Here is a 17,873-nt window from a genome sequence, read left to right on the forward strand (position 1 = left end):
GTCTTCGGATTTATTGAAGTTCCCGCACCGCGAGCCGAGCCTTTTCGACGATTTCAGCAGCAGACTCCGTGCTGAACCTGATCGGAGGGCCGAACCGCACATGCACGTTTCCGCTCCTAGGCCGGGACGCTCCTCTGGGCAGCACCTTTTCGAGCCCCGATATGCTTACCGGAACCACCGGGACCTCCATCTCACGGACGATCACCCCCAGCCCCTGCTGAAACTCCAGCAACGTGCCGTCCGGAGATCGTGTCCCCTCAGGAAAGATCAGGACGTTCATCCCCTTGTCGATGAGCTTTCCCATATGGCGGAGCGAGCCGCGGAACCCCCGAGACTGGGGGAGGGGGAAGATGGTGAAGGCAAGGGTGGCGTACTCGAAGGCGAGACGCTTCCAGAGCTTCTGTGAAAAATTTCTGAAGTTCCGGAAGAAGAATTCTTCCCAGGCGGCGGTGGAGGTGTTGTAACGCCATTTGGGAGGAAGAGCGAACATTATCGTCGGGTGGTCGAGGTAGCTCAGGTGATTGGAGATGAAAATGACCGGCATCTCCTCTTCCCGCAGGTGTTCGGTCCCGGAAGCTTCGAGCCGCACCACGGTGCGGAACAGGGGGTAGTGGAGTACGCGGTCCAGGAACCGCCGTATGAGGAGGGCGCTCCGTCCGGCCCCCCACCGTCTGAAGTGCTCCTCGGTGCCGGTTTTCTCGCGCTTCCGTATCTTTTCCCGCAGGTCCGTGACTCGTGTCTGCGGATCGATAGCAGCGTCTTCGAGATCGAGCCGGAATTCCTGCTCGATGGCGTTAACCAGCTCCAGCCGTCCTATGGAGGTGAGTCCAAGTTCGGTGACAAGAACCGACTCCTCCTTCACCTTGTCCACCGGAGTATCGGTAATCCGGGCGATCAGGGCAATGAGCCGATCCGTTGTCCGAAGCGCTCCTTCCCCCGCTGCGGCATGCTCCTCCAGTTGCTTTTTCACCACGAATTTCCTGATCTTCATGGTGGTGGTCTTGGGGAATTCCGCTTCGGGCCAAACGGTGAAGCCGGTGATGCGGTGAAGGTCGTCCAGCCGGGCGTTCACTTCGGCTACGATCTCTTCCGGACCGGCTCGCTCTCCGTCGAGAATAAGAACCGCATGGACCTCCTCTCCGCCTCCCCGGTCGAGTCCCACTACGCAGGACTCCTTCACCCCCGGGAGTGCGTTCAGAAGGGCTTCGATCTCGTCCGGATATACGTTCACGCCAGCTCCGGTGACGATGAGCTCCTTGCTTCGCCCCTTGATCCTGAGCCTGCCGTCGGAATCGAACTCTCCCAGGTCCCCGGTCCTGAACCAGCCGTCGCTGAAGGTTGCCCGCGTCGCTTCCTCGTTCCGGTAGTACCCGGAGAAAACATTCTCTCCCCGCGCAAGGATCTCTCCGCCCTCGATACGCAGCTCCACTCCCGGCAACGGCCTGCCGACCGACCCGGGAGCCTGTTGACCCATGTCATTGGCGGCAAGAACGGGCGAGCACTCCGTAAGGCCGTATCCTTCAAGGACGGTGAATCCCATTCCGTCCCAGAATCGGAACACCTGCGGGTCCAGGGGTGCTCCTCCCGACACGAAGAGCGTGAAATTGGCGCCGAACTTCTTGTGGATCGGATGGAAAAGAAGCTTCCGGGCCTTTCTGGGAATCTTCTCTCCCACTTTCAGGAGGCGCTCGAAAATGGAACGGAGCCCCTTATGTTCCAGTTCCTGTTCGATGGAGCCCTTCAGAAGCTGAAGCAGGCGCGGCACCGCTATCATTGCGTAGATATCTTCCTCTTCCAGCGCTTCCAGGATTGCGGAGGGTTTGAGAGTGCGGATATAGGCTATGGTTGCCCCACGGTAGAGTGGGGTGAAGAAGCCTCCCATCTGCTCGAACATGTGGGAGAGGGGTAGGAGCGAGAGAAAGGTGAATTCCTCGGAGACGACCGTTATGTGTCGGTTGACCTGGAGAAGGTTGGCGATCAGGTTGCGGTGGGTGAGGATCACACCCTTGGGAGCGCCGGTGGTGCCGGAGGTGTAGAGGAGTTCCGCGATATCGTCGGGGCCGGCTGAGTGAACGGCTGTAAGGGGCTCTGTCTGGGCCAGCAGGTGGCGGAGCTCTTCCAGGAGAACCGTCGGCCGTCCCGCCAGCCGTTCCGGCTTCTCCCGGCTCTGGATCACCAGCCGCGCATCGGTAAGGGATGCTATCGTTTCCGCCCGGTCTCCCCCCGACATGAAATCGACAGGCACCGCCACCGCTCCCCTGGCCACAATACCCCAGAAGGCGACTCCCCACCAGGGGGAGTTGGGGCACCAGAGCAGGACCCTGTCTCCCTCTCCAATCCCCTGCGCGGCCAGCCAGCCGTTCATCCGGAGTGCAAGGGTGTGTATGTCCGAATATGTCAGGACAAAACGCCTTACCCCCGTCCTGAAGACCATGGCTGGGTCATCCCCATGTAGCGGGAAAGTGGCGAACAGGTCGGTGAGGGTGTTCATGACGATCTAAAACTCCTATCGGCCGCAAGACTCCTTCAAATGGATCCGAAGGTCAGGGCTCAGCAGCAGCCGCGCGTTTCGTGCGGAAATATCCCGCCACGGCAGCCTTCACTCTTTCCACATCCTCACGTGTTACATCCAGGTGTGTGACAAGCCGGACCCGCTCCCCTTCACGTATCAGAATCCCCGCTTTCCGCAGGTGGTGGTGCAGGGCTTCAGCATCGTACGGTTTCATCGACAGGAACGCCATGTTCGTGCGTGCGGGTGAAACATCCAGCCCCTCGATCCCCTGGAGCTCCTCGGAAAGAAGACGCGCATTTTCATGGTCCTCCGCGAGCCTTCCGATGTTCCGCTCCAGCGCGTATATGCCAGCCGCCGCCAATATCCCGGCCTGACGCATTCCCCCACCCGCGACCTTGCGCCATCGCCGTGCCCGCGCTACTATTTCCTGCTTTCCGCAGAGGAGTGAGCCTACAGGCGCTCCGAGGCCTTTGGAGAGGCAGAAGCTGACGGTGTCGAAATGACGTGCAATTTCCGCTGCAGGCACTTCCAGGGCGACCGCAGCGTTGAATATGCGGGCTCCATCCAGATGAATGCCGAGCGAACGCCGCCGGGCAAGCTCCGAAGCCTGCTCCAGGTAGGAGAGGGGGAGCGGTTTCCCCTCCTGGGTGTTTTCCAGGCAGAGGAGCCGTGTGCGCGCGTAGTGGCTGTCGTCTGGCTTGATGGAGTTTTCGACCTCCTTGAGATCAAGGGTGCCGTCGGGCTGAAAGGGGAGAGGCTGCGGCTGGATGCCGCCGAAGACCGCGGCGCCTCCTCCCTCCCAGCGATAGACGTGAGCTGTCTGGCCGGCTATATATTCGTCTCCCCTCTCGCAATGGGCCAGGAGGGCAAGTAGATTCCCCAGGGTTCCGCTGCCGACGAAAAGGGCGGCCTCCATTCCTAGAAGCTCCGCAGCGATGGATTCCAGGCGGTTCACTGTGGGATCTTCGCCGTAGACATCGTCGCCGACTTCGGCGTCGGCCATGATGCTGCGCATTTCGCGGGTCGGCCGGGTGACTGTGTCGCTTCGCAGGTCGATGATCTTCATCGGGATCAGGTGCTCCTGAAACGTGTTTCCCACGGCTTTTCCGCCGGGTCCGCCCCGATTCCGTGGTCGCCGTTGCCGGCGGCGTGGGTGAGGATCCTGAATATTGTTTCTGCCTCTTCGGCAGCGCCTATGGCGGCGGCGATCTCTTCCGCTGCTTCTGCACGACCGGAAGAACGGAGGTGAGAGAAAGCCTTCAGTTGCAGTTCGAGCACGGTGCCTGCAGCCTTCTTTCCCGCCTCTACCCCAGGCTGGTGATAGGCGTTGATGTTGACGAGAGATGCGTAGAGGCCGACGGCCCTCTCGTAGAGCGCGATAAGAACCCCCACTGCCTGCGGATCGAGCTTGTCTATAGTGATGGTCACCGATTCGCGTCCCTTCTCGTAGAGCGCCCTGCGTGTTCCGAGAAAGAAGCCGAGGAGATAGTCGCCGCTCGTGGTATCGGGCTCCACAGCCATCGAGGACCTCTGACGGTCCTTCACCACTTCGATGAAGGTGACGAAGAAGTTGTGAACCCCTTCACGGAGCTGCTGGACATAGGCGTGCTGGTCGGTGGAGCCCTTGTTGCCGTAGACGGAAATACCCTGGTTGACTGTGGCGCCGCTCCGATCCTTTTCCTTGCCGAGGGATTCCATGATCAACTGCTGGAGGTAGCGGGAAAAGAGGAGCAGCCGGTCCTTGTACGGGAGAATGACCATGTCGCGCTTTCCGGTTCCGCCGGTGCCGTGGTACCACATGAGGGCCAGCAGTGCGGCCGGATTGGCTCGGGTCTCGGTGCGCCGGGTGATCTCGTCGCAAAGCTTCGCTCCCCGGAGCAGCGCCTCGACGTCAATCCCCTGGAGAGCCGCCGGCAGCAGTCCCACGGCAGAGGTCTCCGAGGTCCGTCCTCCGACCCAGTCCCACATGGGGAAGCGTGCAAGCCACCCCTCGCTGACTGCGGTCCGGTCGAGCTCACTCTCCTGCCCGGTCACTGCCACCGCATGTTTCGGAAATGGTATGCCTGCGGCTTCGAAGGCTAGTTTGACTTCGAGCATCCCGTTTCGCGTCTCCTTCGTCCCTCCGCTCTTGGAGATGACGATGACGAGCGTTTCCGCAAGGCTCTCTCCGAGCTCTCCCAGCACACGGTCCATGCCGTCGGGATCGGTGTTGTCTAAGAAATACGGTTTGAGCGGGTCTGCGGGTGTGCCGAGGGCATCGGCTACGAACTGCGGGCCCAGCGCGGAGCCGCCGATGCCGATTATGAGCATCCTGGTGAATTTCCGTCCGGCTGGTGTCCTGAAAGTGCCTGCGTGAATGCCTGCTGCGAAATCGCGAACCGCCCGGAGGGTGAAATCTATCTCGGCTGAAATACGCCCGTCGGGGGCGAGAGAGGGGTTCCGGAGCCAGTAGTGCCCGACCATTCGGCCTTCGTCAGGGTTTGCGATGGCGCCCTTTTCCAGTTCCTTCATCTCCCTGAAGGCCTGCTGCATCCGCGGCTCCATCTCCGCGAGAAAGGAATCGGAAAAGTTCATCCGGCTGATATCAAGGGAGAGGCCGACCTCCCGGTTTACGCACAGATATTTCTTGTAACGCTCCCACAGCTGCAGGCTGTCCATGGTTCCTCCCGTTCGGTGATTTCAGAAAGTGGTACCACGTAATTGTTCCTTAATCAAGTTTCATTGGCGTACGACTCCCTGTTGGGGTGCCGTCGTGATGAGGGAGGCGGTGGAGTTCCTTCCGTTCCTGTCGTTCCTCGCTGCGGACCTGGATGGCTTTCCTTGTCCATCGAGGCACGCGCCTTCTGGTTGAGGGCTACAGTTATTGCCGGCGCCGGGCGCGCGTCCGCTGCCGCTAGTCACTTCCCTCCACTCCAGGAACTCCACCGCCTCCCTCTTTGTAATGGTTTAGGTGCTCGTCCGTCTAAGTCAACGGTCCAGAGGCTAATGTCGTGGCTTCGGGAGAGAACGGCGGAGCCGCAGCGGCAGATGTACGCGGACTATCCATTCACATGTGATGTCGGTGGTGAGCTTCTCTAGCAGGCAGGTGAAAAACTGAGGTTGTTCAAAAACAGATAGATGGTCGCACCCGCAGAAAGCCCCACGGAGGCGTAGTACCCTCTGGGGCATAAACAGCGCTACGCCGCACACGGCGGCTTTCGAGGAACGGCGGCCAGATGACTGTTTTTCAACAACCTGCTACGCAACGAGGGCACCCGTGCAGCTGGACCCTTCTCCGGCGGTGCAGCAGTAGCAGTGCTGGGCAAGGAAGAGCTCGGTGCCGCTGGTGGCGGCGGCTTGGAGATCGTCGATCTTCAGTATGGTGCCGTCCTTGCCGGTAATCGGCAGCCCCACCGCAAGGTTGAAGTCGCAGTTGTAAAGGAACCCGTTCCAGTCCACGCTTACCAGGGAGCGGCACATTATGTTGCCGGCAGCTTCCCGGTTGAAGCTTCCTGCTAGAAGATTCAGATAGCGCTCGTAAGCTCCCCTTGCCTCCAGATACTCCCGGAACCGTCCGATGGGAGCATTGGTTATGGTATAAAGGTTGTTGAATCTGATGCCGTGCCGTTGGTACAGCTCCCGGCCGTATGCGGACGCCAGCTCCTTCTGTGAACCGGCGATGAAGGCTCCTCCGGGGTTGTAGACGAGGTTCAGCTCAAGGGTTTCACCGTATCCCACGGCATTCAACCGGTGTAGGGCCTCGATGCTCCGTTCGAAGACCCCGCTTCCCCGCTGACGGTCGACATTTTCCTTCTCGTAGCAGGGAAGAGAGGCAACTATAACGAGTTGGTGGTCCCGGTAGAAATCGGGTAGCCACTCCATCCCCGGCTCGCTGAGAATCGTCAGGTTGCTCCGGACCATCCGCCGCCGGGCCAGCCCCTCGGTCCGTTCCACAAGGTACCGGAAAAGGGGGTTAAGCTCCGGGCATCCGCCGGTCATGTCGAGCACGAGCCCAGGCTGCCGGGCGAGGAACCCTATCGCCCTGTCCATTACCCCCTGCTCCATGATGCCGGTTCCCTCAGGGGAACAGCTCAGATGGCAGTGGCTGCACCTCAGGTTGCAGACGTTGCCCAGGTTCAACTGCAGGGTCTGCAGCGTGTCGAATTTAATATAGATCGGATTGACAGACTTCAGTTTTTCCTTGAATGCTGCCACCATCGGTTCTCCTTTAGCGGTTCGGATACGGTCGATACAGGGGCAGAGGAGTCATGAGCGGCATTGCCGCCGATGCCTGCGGTAGAGTGCCGGTATCAGGGCGAATATACCGAGAAGGACAAAAGCCCCTATGACACGCGGCGAGGCGACATCGCCCAGGTGCTCCACCGTGGCCAGGCTGGCCCCTGCATTGGCGTAGACGAAGCCGCCGGGGATGATTCCCATGAAAGTGCCGAGACAGAACGTGCCGAGGGGAATCCTCGTGAGTGCAGCGGCTATGTTGATGAGGAAGAATGGGAAGAGCGGCACGAGGCGGAGAAAGAGGAGGTAGTTGAGTCCCGACCGGTCGAGCTCGCGGTTTACCTCCTCCAGGCGCCCGGAAAAACGCTTCACCATCGCGCTGCGAAAGAGGTAGCGGGCGAAGAGAAAGGCGAGAGCCGCGCCCGTGGTCGCTCCGATAACGGCGTAGGCTGTACCCGTGACTGCGCCGAACAGAGCACCCGCAGCCAATGTCATCAGCGTAGCACCGGGAAGGGAGAGGGCTGTCTGTATGATGTAGCTGCCGACGAAAAGGAGCGGGAACCCCAGGGGGTGAGCTGCGTTAATCGCTTCAAGGGCTTCCCTGTTCGCCTTGAGGTATTCGATGGTTAGCAGCTTCGAAAACCCGGAGAGGATGAGGGTTGCGGCTATGGCGAGCAGGGTGCCGAGGAGCAGAAGTTTTTTCTTCATTTTCGGGATTCTCTCCATTGCCGCGGTTTGGTCTCTAGCGGCCGCAGGCGGTTTTCGGTGCCATTGTACATAAAGGTGTTCATATTGCAATATGCACTGACTGCTTGTAATTCAGGGGAGGCTGGTATAATAAATTTTCGTTAATTTATATTTGCTTCCACCGGGAGGGTCGTATCTGGTAGGTTAGCCCTTCCCGACCCCTGTCCCCAGTTGATTCGAGAGAGGAGACCATGATGGAGAAGAGTGCCAGAATATATGTCGCAGGACACACCGGACTAGTCGGGTCCGCCATCACCCGGCGTCTGCGGAAGGAGGGTTACGACAACCTGATTTTGCGGGACGAGAAGGAACTCGACCTGCGGGACCAGGGCGCAGTAGCCGGTTTCTTCAGGGAGAACAGGCCGGAGTATGTCATGATCGCAGCCGCAAAGGTAGGCGGTATCGTAGCGAACAACAGTTACCCGGCGGATTTCATCTACACCAATCTGATGATACAGTCCAACGTGATTCATCACGCTTATGCAGCCGGAGTGAAGCGGCTGCTCTTCCTCGGCAGTTCCTGTATTTACCCGAAGATGGCGCCCCAGCCCATCAAGGAGGAGTACCTCCTCACTGGGCCGCTGGAGCCGACGAATGATGCGTACGCAATAGCCAAGATTGCAGGGGTGAAGATGTGCCAGTCGTACAACCGGCAGTATGGCACCCAGTACGTCGCGGCGATGCCTACCAATCTCTACGGGCCCAACGACAACTTCAACCTCGAAACCTCCCACGTACTCCCCGCGCTGCTCCGCAAGTTCCATGAGGCAAAACTGGCCGGTGAGCAGAAGGTGACCGTCTGGGGGACGGGCACTCCGTTCCGCGAGTTCATCTTCGTCGACGACGTCGCCGAAGCTTGCCTGTTCCTTATGAATCTGGAGGGGGCCGCGTTCGACGCACTTCTGGACGACCCGAAGGCTCCTGCTCTGGTCAATGTCGGTACCGGAGTGGAGCTGACGATCCGCGATCTGGCGCTGACCATCAAGGAGATAGTCGGTTTCACAGGTGATCTTGTATTTGATTCGACCAAGCCGGACGGTACACCGCGTAAGCTTACGGACGTGACGAAAATCCATTCACTCGGGTGGCGCCACCGGATGGATCTACGGGAAGGGGTGGCCGAGACCTACCGCTGGTACCTTGAGAACAGAAGCTCCGGGAGTCACTAGAATGTCGCTTTCAGTGTAGTTGTCGTTCTTTAATTATTTTTCGTTATCCTTTTCCTTGACCCCTCCCGGCAAAAGGGCTACTCTTCCCGAAATTTCTCAGGTGAAGGAGCGGGGACGGACATCATGCCGGTAACAACACGACGCTGGGCCTTTCTTTTCTATTATCTCGTGTGTGCGGCTGCAATCGTCATGATGTTCGGGGAGGGAGCCTGGATGACCAGCCTGCGGCTGGCGCGGCTGGGTGTGCCGGTTCAGGGCGCACTGACGGCGGCTGCTTGCGGCAGTGACACCCCCCTCGCCTACAGGTTCGACGCCAATGGAGTGAACTATCAGGGGAGGGGAAAGGACGGTTTCGGCAATCCGCCATGCGCGAAGCTCCACCTGGGTGACCCCATCCTCGTCTACCATCTTTCCGATGATCCTTCCATCAATCTACCGGGAAATCCCGGTGAACGTTTCGTCACGGAAGCCTCCGGAATTCTCATGGCAGCGCTCTTCGTCCCGCTGGTACTTCTCTTCCTCTTCTTCATCACCCTCCGCATTTTAGGTTCTTCCCCCCGAGGCCGGTAAGGCCGCCTGATGCCAGGCCGGCTTACGGTTTTGGACACACGCCCATTTCCGGATAAAATGTAACCAGTACCACTACTGCCGGCGGTGGAGCCAATGGATCGTATTTCTTCGGCGCGGGAAACGATGATACGGGATCACCTGAAGGCGCGCGGCATTCGGGATCCTGCTGTATTGAGGGCCATGGAGGAGGTCCCCAGGGAAGAGTTCGTCCCGGAGGAACTGGTGGAGTTTGCGTATGGCGACTACCCTCTGGCGATAGGGGAGGGGCAGACGATCTCGCAGCCTTACATAGTTGCCCTCATGGCGGAGCTTCTTGAGCTGGGTCCTGAAGACAGGGTGCTGGAGATAGGTACCGGATCGGGATATTCAGCGGCGATTCTGGGGAGGATTGCACGGGAAGTCTTCACCGTGGAACACTACGCCACGCTTGCGCAGGGAGCGGCGAGTCGACTGCGCCGCCTCAACTGCGGGAATGTAACGGTTCTGCTGGGGGACGGGACGCGCGGCTGGCAGGAGTTCGCCCCGTATCAGGCGATCCAGGTGACTGCCGGCGCGCCCCATGTTCCTAAAGCGCTGCGGGAACAGCTGGCAACAGGCGGTCGCCTCGTCATACCGGTGGGGCATCACCCCAGGATGCAGTCGCTCGAAAGGATACTGCGAATCGGCGAGAATGAATTCCGAAGGGAGGACATGTGTGCCGTTCAGTTCGTTCCTCTCATAGGTGAGGACGGCTGGGGCGACGACCTGTGAAAGCGGGAATTCTGGTGCTGCCGAGGAAGTTCCCGTGGCGAAGCAGCAGCCGCAGCTGTACGATGGAGCTGCGGTCCCGCGGCCCTGGGCTGCATGGCTGCCGCAGTGCCTGCACCGATTTTCGGCGTCAAGAGTCGGATCGACAGGTGAACGTGGCATGAGTTCGCTCCGTGGAAGGTCACCTCTTTTTGCTACTTGCAGTCCTCCCGCCAGAGGCAGCCGTGCTCGCCGCAGTTCTCTCCCCTGCCCGGCTCGAAGCAGGCGGGGTTTCCTTCAGCCTGCTGGATGGCTCGGATAAGCTCCTCCTTCTTGAGCTTTCCCGGCTTGACTCCACGTTCTGCGGCGACCTCCCTGATTTCCTTCATATTCATTTTCCATCCTCCTGGTTGTAATGACATGAGCTAGCCATGTGATTCGACAAGTCCGGAAGCTTTTGCTTTGGGGCCCGTTTTTCTCCGTTCCGCGCCATCGAATGTCTCTGTTGCTTTTCGCACCGGATCGCGTCCAACTGCGACCCAGCCGCTCGACCGGAAGAATGCGACAATTTTCCCCGAGTTGATGAGGTCGTCAAGGAGATAATCCTTGACCATCCCGCTGGTATTGTCCTTGTAGAGCACTCTTATCATCATGCTCTCCCTCCGTGGTCGTGACGGTGATTCGACTTAATTAGTATACCATATGTTTTTTCCTCTCCTTGTCGGCCTCCGTATTTTTTCCAAAATTATGGGCTAGCCGCTCCGCATATCCTGAAAGGACGCTAATTATATAGCTTCCCGCAAGCGGGCGTCAACGGAGAAATGCTTTGACAAAACCCGCGCCATTCCTATAGTATGGCGCAAATTTTAATGTAAAGGCGTCAAAGATGGAAGCAGCTCTTGCCCTGATCGGGGAAGACCTCAGAAATGTGGAGCTTCAGTTCAAGAAGGACCTTCAGTCGGATGTCCCGCTGATCCGCAAAGTGGGTGAATACGTCCTCTCGAGTGGCGGCAAGCGTATCAGGCCTGCGCTTCTTCTGCTTGCAGCCCGCCTGTGCGGCTACCGCGGTGACCGTCACGTCCCCCTTGCCAGCGTTATTGAGTTCATCCACACCGCCACGCTGCTTCACGACGACGTGGTGGACAATGCCAACCTCCGCCGCGGGATCGCGTCCGCCAACACCCTCTGGGGAAATGAGGCATCGGTCCTGGTCGGTGACTTTCTCTTTTCAAAATCCTTCTCCCTCATGGTTGCAGACGGGGATCTGAACATACTCCGCGTTCTCTCCAATGCCACTACGGTCATCGCCGAGGGGGAGGTGCTCCAGCTCATCTGCACGAGCGACCTGGACATAACCGAGGAACGCTATATAGAAGTTGTAAAGTGCAAAACCGCCATACTTCTCTCCGCAGCTTGTCAGGCCGGGGCCATCCTCGGTGCCGCGACGGCTGAGCGGGAAGCTGCTCTGTCGGACTACGGAATGCGCCTCGGAATAGCGTTCCAGCTCATGGATGACACTCTGGATTACGTGGCAGACGAGGAGCAGTTCGGCAAAAGCATCGGTCATGACCTGGAGGAAGGGAAAATCACCCTGCCGCTCATCCATACGCTCAGACAATGTACTGCTGCCGAGCGGGACCGGATCGGAGACGTTGTTGCCAAGGACGTCCTGGAAGCGGAGGATTTCCAGGCGGTGTTCGATCTTGTCCACCGGTACGGCGGCATTGAGTACACCATTGCTGCAGCCCGCGACTATATCCGCAGCGCAAAGCTTCCGCTCGAGAGTTTTCAGGATTCCCCCGAGAAAACCGCACTGATGGAACTGGCGGATTATGTGGTAACGCGCGAACGCTAAATCACGAGGCGCTTCTCCGCTAAAACACTAGTATCCACAGCAGGTTGCCTCCTATTGCCCCTGTTTTTCACCTGTTCTGCTTGGCTCCGATATTGCAGGTTAAGTTTTTGTCATAAACTTGCGCGGGCGGGGTCCGGTGATGAACGAAGAAGTCCTTGTGCATGAGTCAGAGATAGAGATCCATGGCAGCCGCTACACCATCAACGTGTTCTGTCGCATGGACGGCCGGCACGTTGCCCGGACCCGCTTCGGTGTTGACGACGTCATCATAAATGACGGGGGATCCCTTCAAGAGGTGCTGGAGAAGCACGAAAGGCTGCTGCCGCTGGCGATAACTTCACGGCAGATGTTTCATAAGCTCTCCGTTCGCAGATAGCATGGTTACTTCACTCCCGCCCGTCGTTTCACGACGGGCTTTTTTGTGCCCGCTCAGGAAGTCCGACTTAAAAATCTTGCAATAACCCCATCTATGATCTACAAGTTGAACCTATGAAGAAGAGCCCGTATCCGCGCATCGCTCTCCTGTCCGGGTGCATCGTCGGAATCAGCCTGCTCCATTACCTGACGCCGCTGCATCTGCCGATGCTTCACGATATCTTCCAGCGCCTCTACTACATTCCCATCATCCTCGCGGCATTCTGGTTCGGTCTCCGCGGAGGGATCATTTCCGCCCTCGTCGTCAGTGTTTTCTATGTCCCGCACATCCTGTTCCAGTGGGGCCTCGTGCCCAGCATCGAGCTGGAGAAGTTTCTCGAAATCGTTCTTTATAATGTGGTTGGGGGAATAACCGGCTTTCTATCCCAAAAGGAGGAATCGCGCCGGGAGGAACTGCAGCGTACGGCGGAAGGCCTTGAAGAATCATACCGAAAGCTCCAGGAGCAGACCGACATGATCCTGAAGATAGAGGATCAATTGAGGCGGGCGGAGCGCCTTTCGGCGCTGGGAGAGCTTTCAGCCGTGCTTGCGCACGAGATCCGCAATCCCCTCGGCTCCATCAGGGGGACGGCAGAGATCCTCAGGGACGACTTTCGGCCGGAAGACCGCAAATACGAGTTCCTTGAGATCCTCATCAAGGAAGCCGACCGCCTGAACAGGGTGGTGGAAGATTTCCTCGGTCTTGCGCGGCCTGTTCCGACGGAGCGGGAGACCTGCGACCTCTTGGCCGACGTGCAGGAGATAATGGATCTGGTCGCGCCGGAAGCGGCCGCACGGGGGGTGCGCCTTAACGTAGTGCCGCAGCAGCTTCCTTCCGTACACGGAAGCCGGGAGCGGTTGCGCCAGGTATTCCTCAACCTGGTGCTAAATGCCATCCAGGCTACCGGACCGGGAGGCAGCCTGACGGTTGCGGCCCGCCTTCTACCTGCAACGGGTGAAATGCCTCCCCGGGTTGAGGTTTCATTCGCCGACACGGGAAAAGGAATCGAGCCCGAGCGACTGGAGCGGGTCTTCCAGCCGTTTTTCACAACTAAGCACGGGGGCACCGGCCTAGGGCTTCCCATCGCCCAGCGCATCATAGAAAGCCACGGTGGGACCATCCATGTAGAAAGCGAACTGCACCGCGGGACTACCTTTATCGTGAGACTGCCGGTGTGAGAAAAAACAGAGGCCACCATGCCACAGATACTGATAATTGACGATGATACATCGCTCCGCCGTGTCCTGGAGTACAACCTTCAGGAGGAGGGATACGAAGTCCTCACAGCTGCAGATGGTGAGGCCGGTATGGCACTCTTCGACCTTCACCGCCCGCCACTAGTCATTACCGACCTGAAGATGCCGGGGATGAACGGCTTTCAGCTCCTTGCGGCCGTGAAGGAGCGGGCACCGGAAACACTGGTGATCGTGATAACCGCCTTCGGCGCCGTCGAGACGGCGGTCGAGGCAATGAAACTGGGCGCCTACGATTACATAACGAAGCCCTTCAATCGTGACGAGCTGAAACTGGTGGTCAGGAAAGCCCTTCAACTGAAGGGGCTCTCGGACGAAAACCAGCGCCTTCGGGAGGAGCTCACCGACCGGGCGGATTTTCGCAATATAGTCGGCATTTCCCGTCGGATGGAGCAGGTTTTCCAGGTAGTGCGGAAAGTCGCCGACAGTGAGGCAACCGTGCTCATCACCGGTGAATCCGGCACCGGTAAGGAACTCATAGCCCGGGCGGTCCACTCGCTCAGCTCCCGCCGCAAGGGCCCCTTCATCCCCATCAACTGTGCGGCCATTCCCCGCGACCTCCTTGAGAGCGAGCTGTTCGGGCACGTCAAAGGGGCTTTTACCGGTGCGATCAGGGACAAGACCGGGAAATTTCAGATGGCTGACGGGGGAACGCTGTTTCTTGACGAGGTGGGAGAGCTGCCCCTCGAATTGCAGCCGAAGCTGCTGCGGGCGCTTCAGGAAAGATCCGTGGAACCGGTGGGGGGGCACGGCGAGCAGAAGCTGGATGTCCGTGTGGTGGCTGCAACAAACATGGACATGGAGAAGGCTATAGAGGAAGGTACCTTCCGTGAGGACCTCTATTACCGGCTCTCGGTCATTCCCCTTCACCTTCCGCCGTTGCGGGAGCGGCGTGACGACATCCCCGTACTGGTCAAGCATTTCGCCACCAAGCATGGCGCCCCTCAGGTCACCTTCTCCGCGGAAGCGATGAACGCGATGCAGAACTACCGGTGGCCGGGGAACGTGAGGGAGCTGGAGAATTCGGTGGAGCGCATACTCATCATGCGTAACGGCGATGTCATCAACATATCGGAGATTCCGGACAAGATCCGGGAAGGACGGGCCGAGCGGGGAGGGGCGAAAATAGTAAATCTCCCCGAAGAGGGGTACTCATTGGAGCAGTTGGAGCGGGAGATCGTGGTGGAGGCGCTGGAGCGAAACGGCTGGAACCAGACGCAGGCGGCGCGTTTTCTGCGAATCCCCCGACACACTCTCATCTACCGCATGGAGAAGTACAATATTCAGTCACAGGAGAGAACGCGATGAAAAAATGGACCTGCCTGCTCGTGGCGCTGACCTTGGCGGTGCTTGCAGCATGCTCGAAAAAGGAAGCGCCCCCCGCCGAAGGGAAGCCGGCTCCGGGATTTGCACTGAAGGACCTGGCCGGGGGGGAGACGAGCCTGGAAGGGCTCAGGGGGAAGGTGGTACTCCTGAATTTCTGGGCAACATGGTGTCCCCCCTGCCGGGAGGAGATCCCTTCCATGATGAAGCTGAACCAGGCCATGGCGGGAAAACCGTTCCAGATGGTGGCGGTCTCCATCGACGAAGGGGGGAAGGAGGCCGTTCAGCGATACTTCCAGAGCTCCGGCACAAGCCTCCCGACTCTTCTGGATACGGAGCAGAAGGTGGGGAGACGTTACGGGATCACCGGAGTTCCCGAGACCTTTGTCATCGACAGGAAGGGTGTTATAATGAAAAAAGTGATAGGCCCCATGGACTGGAGCCAGCCGGAGGTCGTCAAGTATCTTGAGGAGTTGATGAAGCAATAAAAAGGCAGGTTAAGGTCGAGGTTAAGGTTGAGGGCAAACGAGCTTTTTCCTCAGCCTCAACCTTAACCTCAATCTGACGGAGTGCTCATGGAATCACCGGACATAACCTACGTCAGTGCCTTCATCGCGGGTCTGCTCTCTTTTCTCTCCCCGTGCGTGCTGCCGCTCATTCCATCCTACATAACCTACATCACCGGTATCTCCTTCTCCGACCTTCAGGCGGAGCACCCGACCCACAAGGTCAGGCAGCAGACGGTGGCGCATTCCCTTCTATTCATCGGGGGATTCACGTTCGTCTTCGTCCTCATGGGTGCATCCGCCACCTTCATCGGGGGTTTCCTCCAAGAGCACATGACGCTCATCAGGAAGATAGGCGGAGTGCTCATCGTCATCTTCGGCATCCATGTCACCGGAATTCTGCCGATCGGGATGCTCCTGGGGGAGAAGCGGGTCAACATCCATCGAAAGCCGGCAGGGTACGTGGGCAGCTTTGTTGTCGGTGTCGCCTTTGCGGCCGGCTGGACTCCCTGCATCGGCCCCATACTCGCCTCGATCCTCATGGTTGCCGCCACAGAGGATACGGTCTACCACGGTGTCGCCCTCCTCTTCATCTATTCCATGGGCCTTGCCATCCCCTTTTTCCTGTCGGCGCTGGCGCTCCACCAGTTCCTTGCGTTCTTCAACCGCTTCAAAAAGCACATACGCATCTTCGAGATCGTCACCGGCGTCTTCCTGATAATCGTCGGGATCATGATCTATTCCAACTACCTGACACGCCTGGGGAATCTGACCACGATCTTCTTCAGCCGGTAAAACCCTATCCAGGAGTACTTCTTGTCTCACACATCGATTTCTCTTCAACTGGCGGTTGCCGAACTGGGCACCACAGAGGCATTCTACCGCGGGCTCCTCGGTGTGCCCGTGCGTCGGGCTGTTACTGCCCGCGGCGGCCAGGAATACCTGGTAATGCGGCACGAAGGGTGGGAAGTGATTTTCGTGGACGAGCAGGCGGTCATGCGCACTCACCCGATGCTGAATGAGGCCATCAACACATTTCCGAAAGGGGTCGGCCTCACCATTCACCTGCGTGTCGAGGGGATCGAGGATATCTACGACTCCCTGATAGAAGAGGACATCCAGATTCTCTATCCGCTGGAAGAGAAGCCGTACGGCATGAAGGAGTTCTGGTGCCTCGATCCTGACGGTTATCTGGTGGTGCTGGAGGAGTCTACCCGATTGTGACATCACAATAATCTTCCGGATCTTCATGTTCATGTGTCCCCCTGAAAGGAGCTTCGATGGCGACTAGCGATGAAAAGCTCGAAATGAACGTCCTTTGCGTCGACGACGACCCTGCAAGCATGAGGCTGATCAGCCTGCTGCTTGAGCCGAGGGTATCCCGGGTGCTTACCGCGCGGAACGGCAGGGAAGGCTTCGAGCTCTACTTGCAGGAGAAGCCCGACCTGGTGATCACCGACATCATGATGCCGGTCATGACCGGCCTCTCCATGGTCAGGCACATCCGCGAACTGGACAAGAACGTCGGGATCATAGTCACAACCGCGTTCGACTCTACCGATTTTCTCGTCGAGTCTATCGATCTCTCTGTGAATCAATTCGTCATTAAACCCATCAAGGGGGAGAGGCTGTTTGCCGCCGTCGATCGCTGTTATCGTACCGTTATGGCCGAGCGGGCGCTCAGGGGACAGATCGAGCGGGTATCGATGCTATCGCGTGCTTTGGAAGAGAGCCCGGCAGCTGTAGCCATCATCGGTACTCACGGAACCATCGAGTACGTCAATCAGAAATTGAGCAAGCTGACGGGGTGGAGCAGCGATGACCTGGTCGGGATGAACATTCGATCTGCCGCAGGCCTTAAAGAATGGCTCCGATTCTACGACGCCGCAATCGCCGGAGACGGGTGGCAGGAGGAAATGAGGTTTCCGCGTAAATCGGGGGACACGTTCTGGGGCAAGGCGAAGCTTTCACCCTTCTCTGCAGGAAACGAAGGGTGCAAGTACATTCTGATGATCGAGGACATAACCGATTACAAGCGTTACGAGCAGGAGTTGCAGTACCTCGCTACCCACGACACCCTTACCGGACTTTACAATCGGGGCTTTTTTGAAGAGGAGCTCAATAGGCTGGCGCAGGGGCGGCATTTCCCGGTGAGCATCATCGTTGCCGACATCGACGGGTTGAAAGAGATAAACGACAGGTGGGGGCATGCAGCGGGGGACGACCATATCAAGGCGGCTGCCCGTATACTCGCCGAATCATTCCGCGCCGGAGACGTCGTAGCTCGCACCGGGGGAGACGAATTCGCCGTGATAGTGCCGGGGGCTGATTCCGACACGATGATGGACGTCCTGAAACGAAACCTTCAGACCCAGGTGCCGGTAGATGATCCGGACCGTCGCCCCGTCCGTCTCTCCCTCGGCGCCGCTACCGCTACCAGCGGAGAGGAGATCGCCGATCTGCAGAAACGGGCGGATGCGCTGATGTATCGAGATAAGCTCCGTAAGAAAGGTTCCCGGAGCGCCGTGACTGCCGCGGATTCATCCTCGGTTCCCTGTTCCTGACTCCTGCCGAAGCAGACC

At 58.6% G+C, this 17,873-nt stretch carries 18 protein-coding genes; 11 read left to right on the top strand and 7 right to left on the bottom strand.

All coding sequences use genetic code 11. From position 1 onward, the window contains the following. Nucleotides 1-10 precede the first annotated feature (10 nt). From CFB04_RS00535 to CFB04_RS00555, 5 genes are all read right to left on the bottom strand, one after another. Nucleotides 11-2,491, bottom strand: coding sequence for an AMP-binding protein (locus tag CFB04_RS00535; protein ID WP_088533442.1), 2,481 nt, complete (start codon nt 2,489-2,491; stop codon nt 11-13). 52 nt (nt 2,492-2,543) lie between these two features. After that, the gene (ltaE, locus tag CFB04_RS00540) at nt 2,544-3,578 is read right to left on the bottom strand and encodes a low-specificity L-threonine aldolase (RefSeq protein WP_088533443.1); all 1,035 of its coding nucleotides are present in this window, start codon (nt 3,576-3,578) and stop codon (nt 2,544-2,546) included. A 5-nt stretch (nt 3,579-3,583) separates the two neighbouring features. Continuing rightward, nucleotides 3,584-5,170: a glucose-6-phosphate isomerase gene (locus CFB04_RS00545; RefSeq protein WP_088533444.1), complete on the bottom strand. Its 1,587-nt coding sequence runs from the start codon at nt 5,168-5,170 to the stop codon at nt 3,584-3,586. A 579-nt stretch (nt 5,171-5,749) separates the two neighbouring features. Next, nucleotides 5,750-6,709, bottom strand: a complete 960-nt coding sequence (arsS, locus tag CFB04_RS00550; protein WP_088533445.1) for an arsenosugar biosynthesis radical SAM (seleno)protein ArsS — start codon at nt 6,707-6,709, stop codon at nt 5,750-5,752. A gap of 48 nt (nt 6,710-6,757) precedes the next feature. Continuing rightward, a complete protein-coding gene (locus tag CFB04_RS00555) occupies nt 6,758-7,435 on the bottom strand; it encodes a TVP38/TMEM64 family protein (RefSeq protein ID WP_088533446.1) in 678 nt (225 codons plus the stop codon). 233 nt (nt 7,436-7,668) lie between these two features. On the opposite strand from CFB04_RS00555, the gene CFB04_RS00560 reads away from it, so the two are divergent. From CFB04_RS00560 to CFB04_RS00570, 3 genes are all read left to right on the top strand, one after another. Next, nucleotides 7,669-8,643 carry a GDP-L-fucose synthase gene (locus CFB04_RS00560; RefSeq protein ID WP_088533447.1) on the top strand — a complete coding sequence of 325 codons (975 nt, stop codon included), beginning with the start codon at nt 7,669-7,671 and terminating at the stop codon, nt 8,641-8,643. A 123-nt stretch (nt 8,644-8,766) separates the two neighbouring features. Continuing rightward, nucleotides 8,767-9,213 (top strand): hypothetical protein, encoded by a 447-nt coding sequence (locus CFB04_RS00565; protein WP_088533448.1) that lies wholly within the window; start codon nt 8,767-8,769, stop codon nt 9,211-9,213. A gap of 93 nt (nt 9,214-9,306) precedes the next feature. Beyond that, nucleotides 9,307-9,963 carry a protein-L-isoaspartate(D-aspartate) O-methyltransferase gene (locus CFB04_RS00570; protein ID WP_088533449.1) on the top strand — a complete coding sequence of 219 codons (657 nt, stop codon included), beginning with the start codon at nt 9,307-9,309 and terminating at the stop codon, nt 9,961-9,963. A 191-nt stretch (nt 9,964-10,154) separates the two neighbouring features. On the opposite strand, the gene CFB04_RS00575 is transcribed toward CFB04_RS00570, so the two are convergent. Together CFB04_RS00575 and CFB04_RS00580 are read right to left on the bottom strand one after the other, a co-directional pair. Beyond that, complete coding sequence (locus tag CFB04_RS00575; protein WP_088533450.1) at nt 10,155-10,334, bottom strand: Rho termination factor N-terminal domain-containing protein; 180 nt, start codon at nt 10,332-10,334, stop codon at nt 10,155-10,157. Nucleotides 10,335-10,364: 30 nt separating this feature from the next. Further along, on the bottom strand, nt 10,365-10,592 hold the full coding sequence (locus CFB04_RS00580) for a GSU3473 family protein (RefSeq protein ID WP_088533451.1): 228 nt from the start codon (nt 10,590-10,592) through the stop codon (nt 10,365-10,367). A 233-nt stretch (nt 10,593-10,825) separates the two neighbouring features. Here CFB04_RS00580 and CFB04_RS00585 point away from each other — a divergent pair, with 233 nt between their 5' ends. The 8 genes from CFB04_RS00585 to CFB04_RS00620 all read left to right on the top strand — a co-directional run bounded on the left by CFB04_RS00585 (nt 10,826) and on the right by CFB04_RS00620 (nt 17,855). Beyond that, nucleotides 10,826-11,794: a polyprenyl synthetase family protein gene (locus tag CFB04_RS00585; protein ID WP_088533452.1), complete on the top strand. Its 969-nt coding sequence runs from the start codon at nt 10,826-10,828 to the stop codon at nt 11,792-11,794. A 139-nt stretch (nt 11,795-11,933) separates the two neighbouring features. Continuing rightward, a complete protein-coding gene (locus tag CFB04_RS00590) occupies nt 11,934-12,170 on the top strand; it encodes a hypothetical protein (RefSeq protein WP_088533453.1) in 237 nt (78 codons plus the stop codon). 113 nt (nt 12,171-12,283) lie between these two features. Beyond that, nucleotides 12,284-13,387: a nitrogen regulation protein NR(II) gene (locus CFB04_RS00595; RefSeq protein ID WP_088533454.1), complete on the top strand. Its 1,104-nt coding sequence runs from the start codon at nt 12,284-12,286 to the stop codon at nt 13,385-13,387. Nucleotides 13,388-13,405: 18 nt separating this feature from the next. Continuing rightward, nucleotides 13,406-14,770 (top strand): sigma-54 dependent transcriptional regulator, encoded by a 1,365-nt coding sequence (locus tag CFB04_RS00600; RefSeq protein WP_088533455.1) that lies wholly within the window; start codon nt 13,406-13,408, stop codon nt 14,768-14,770. Continuing rightward, a complete protein-coding gene (locus tag CFB04_RS00605; RefSeq protein ID WP_088533456.1) occupies nt 14,767-15,273 on the top strand; it encodes a TlpA disulfide reductase family protein in 507 nt (168 codons plus the stop codon). The genes CFB04_RS00600 and CFB04_RS00605 overlap by 4 nt, the downstream gene beginning before the upstream one ends. 87 nt (nt 15,274-15,360) lie before the next feature. Further along, nucleotides 15,361-16,086 carry a cytochrome c biogenesis CcdA family protein gene (locus CFB04_RS00610; protein WP_088533457.1) on the top strand — a complete coding sequence of 242 codons (726 nt, stop codon included), beginning with the start codon at nt 15,361-15,363 and terminating at the stop codon, nt 16,084-16,086. Nucleotides 16,087-16,107: 21 nt separating this feature from the next. After that, complete coding sequence (locus tag CFB04_RS00615; RefSeq protein WP_088533458.1) at nt 16,108-16,515, top strand: VOC family protein; 408 nt, start codon at nt 16,108-16,110, stop codon at nt 16,513-16,515. A gap of 56 nt (nt 16,516-16,571) precedes the next feature. Next, entirely contained in the window at nt 16,572-17,855 is a 1,284-nt protein-coding gene (locus CFB04_RS00620; RefSeq protein ID WP_088533459.1) for a diguanylate cyclase, read from the top strand. Nucleotides 17,856-17,873: the final 18 nt, after the last annotated feature.

Source organism: Geobacter sp. DSM 9736, from assembly GCF_900187405.1.
GTDB lineage: Bacteria > Desulfobacterota > Desulfuromonadia > Geobacterales > Geobacteraceae > DSM-9736.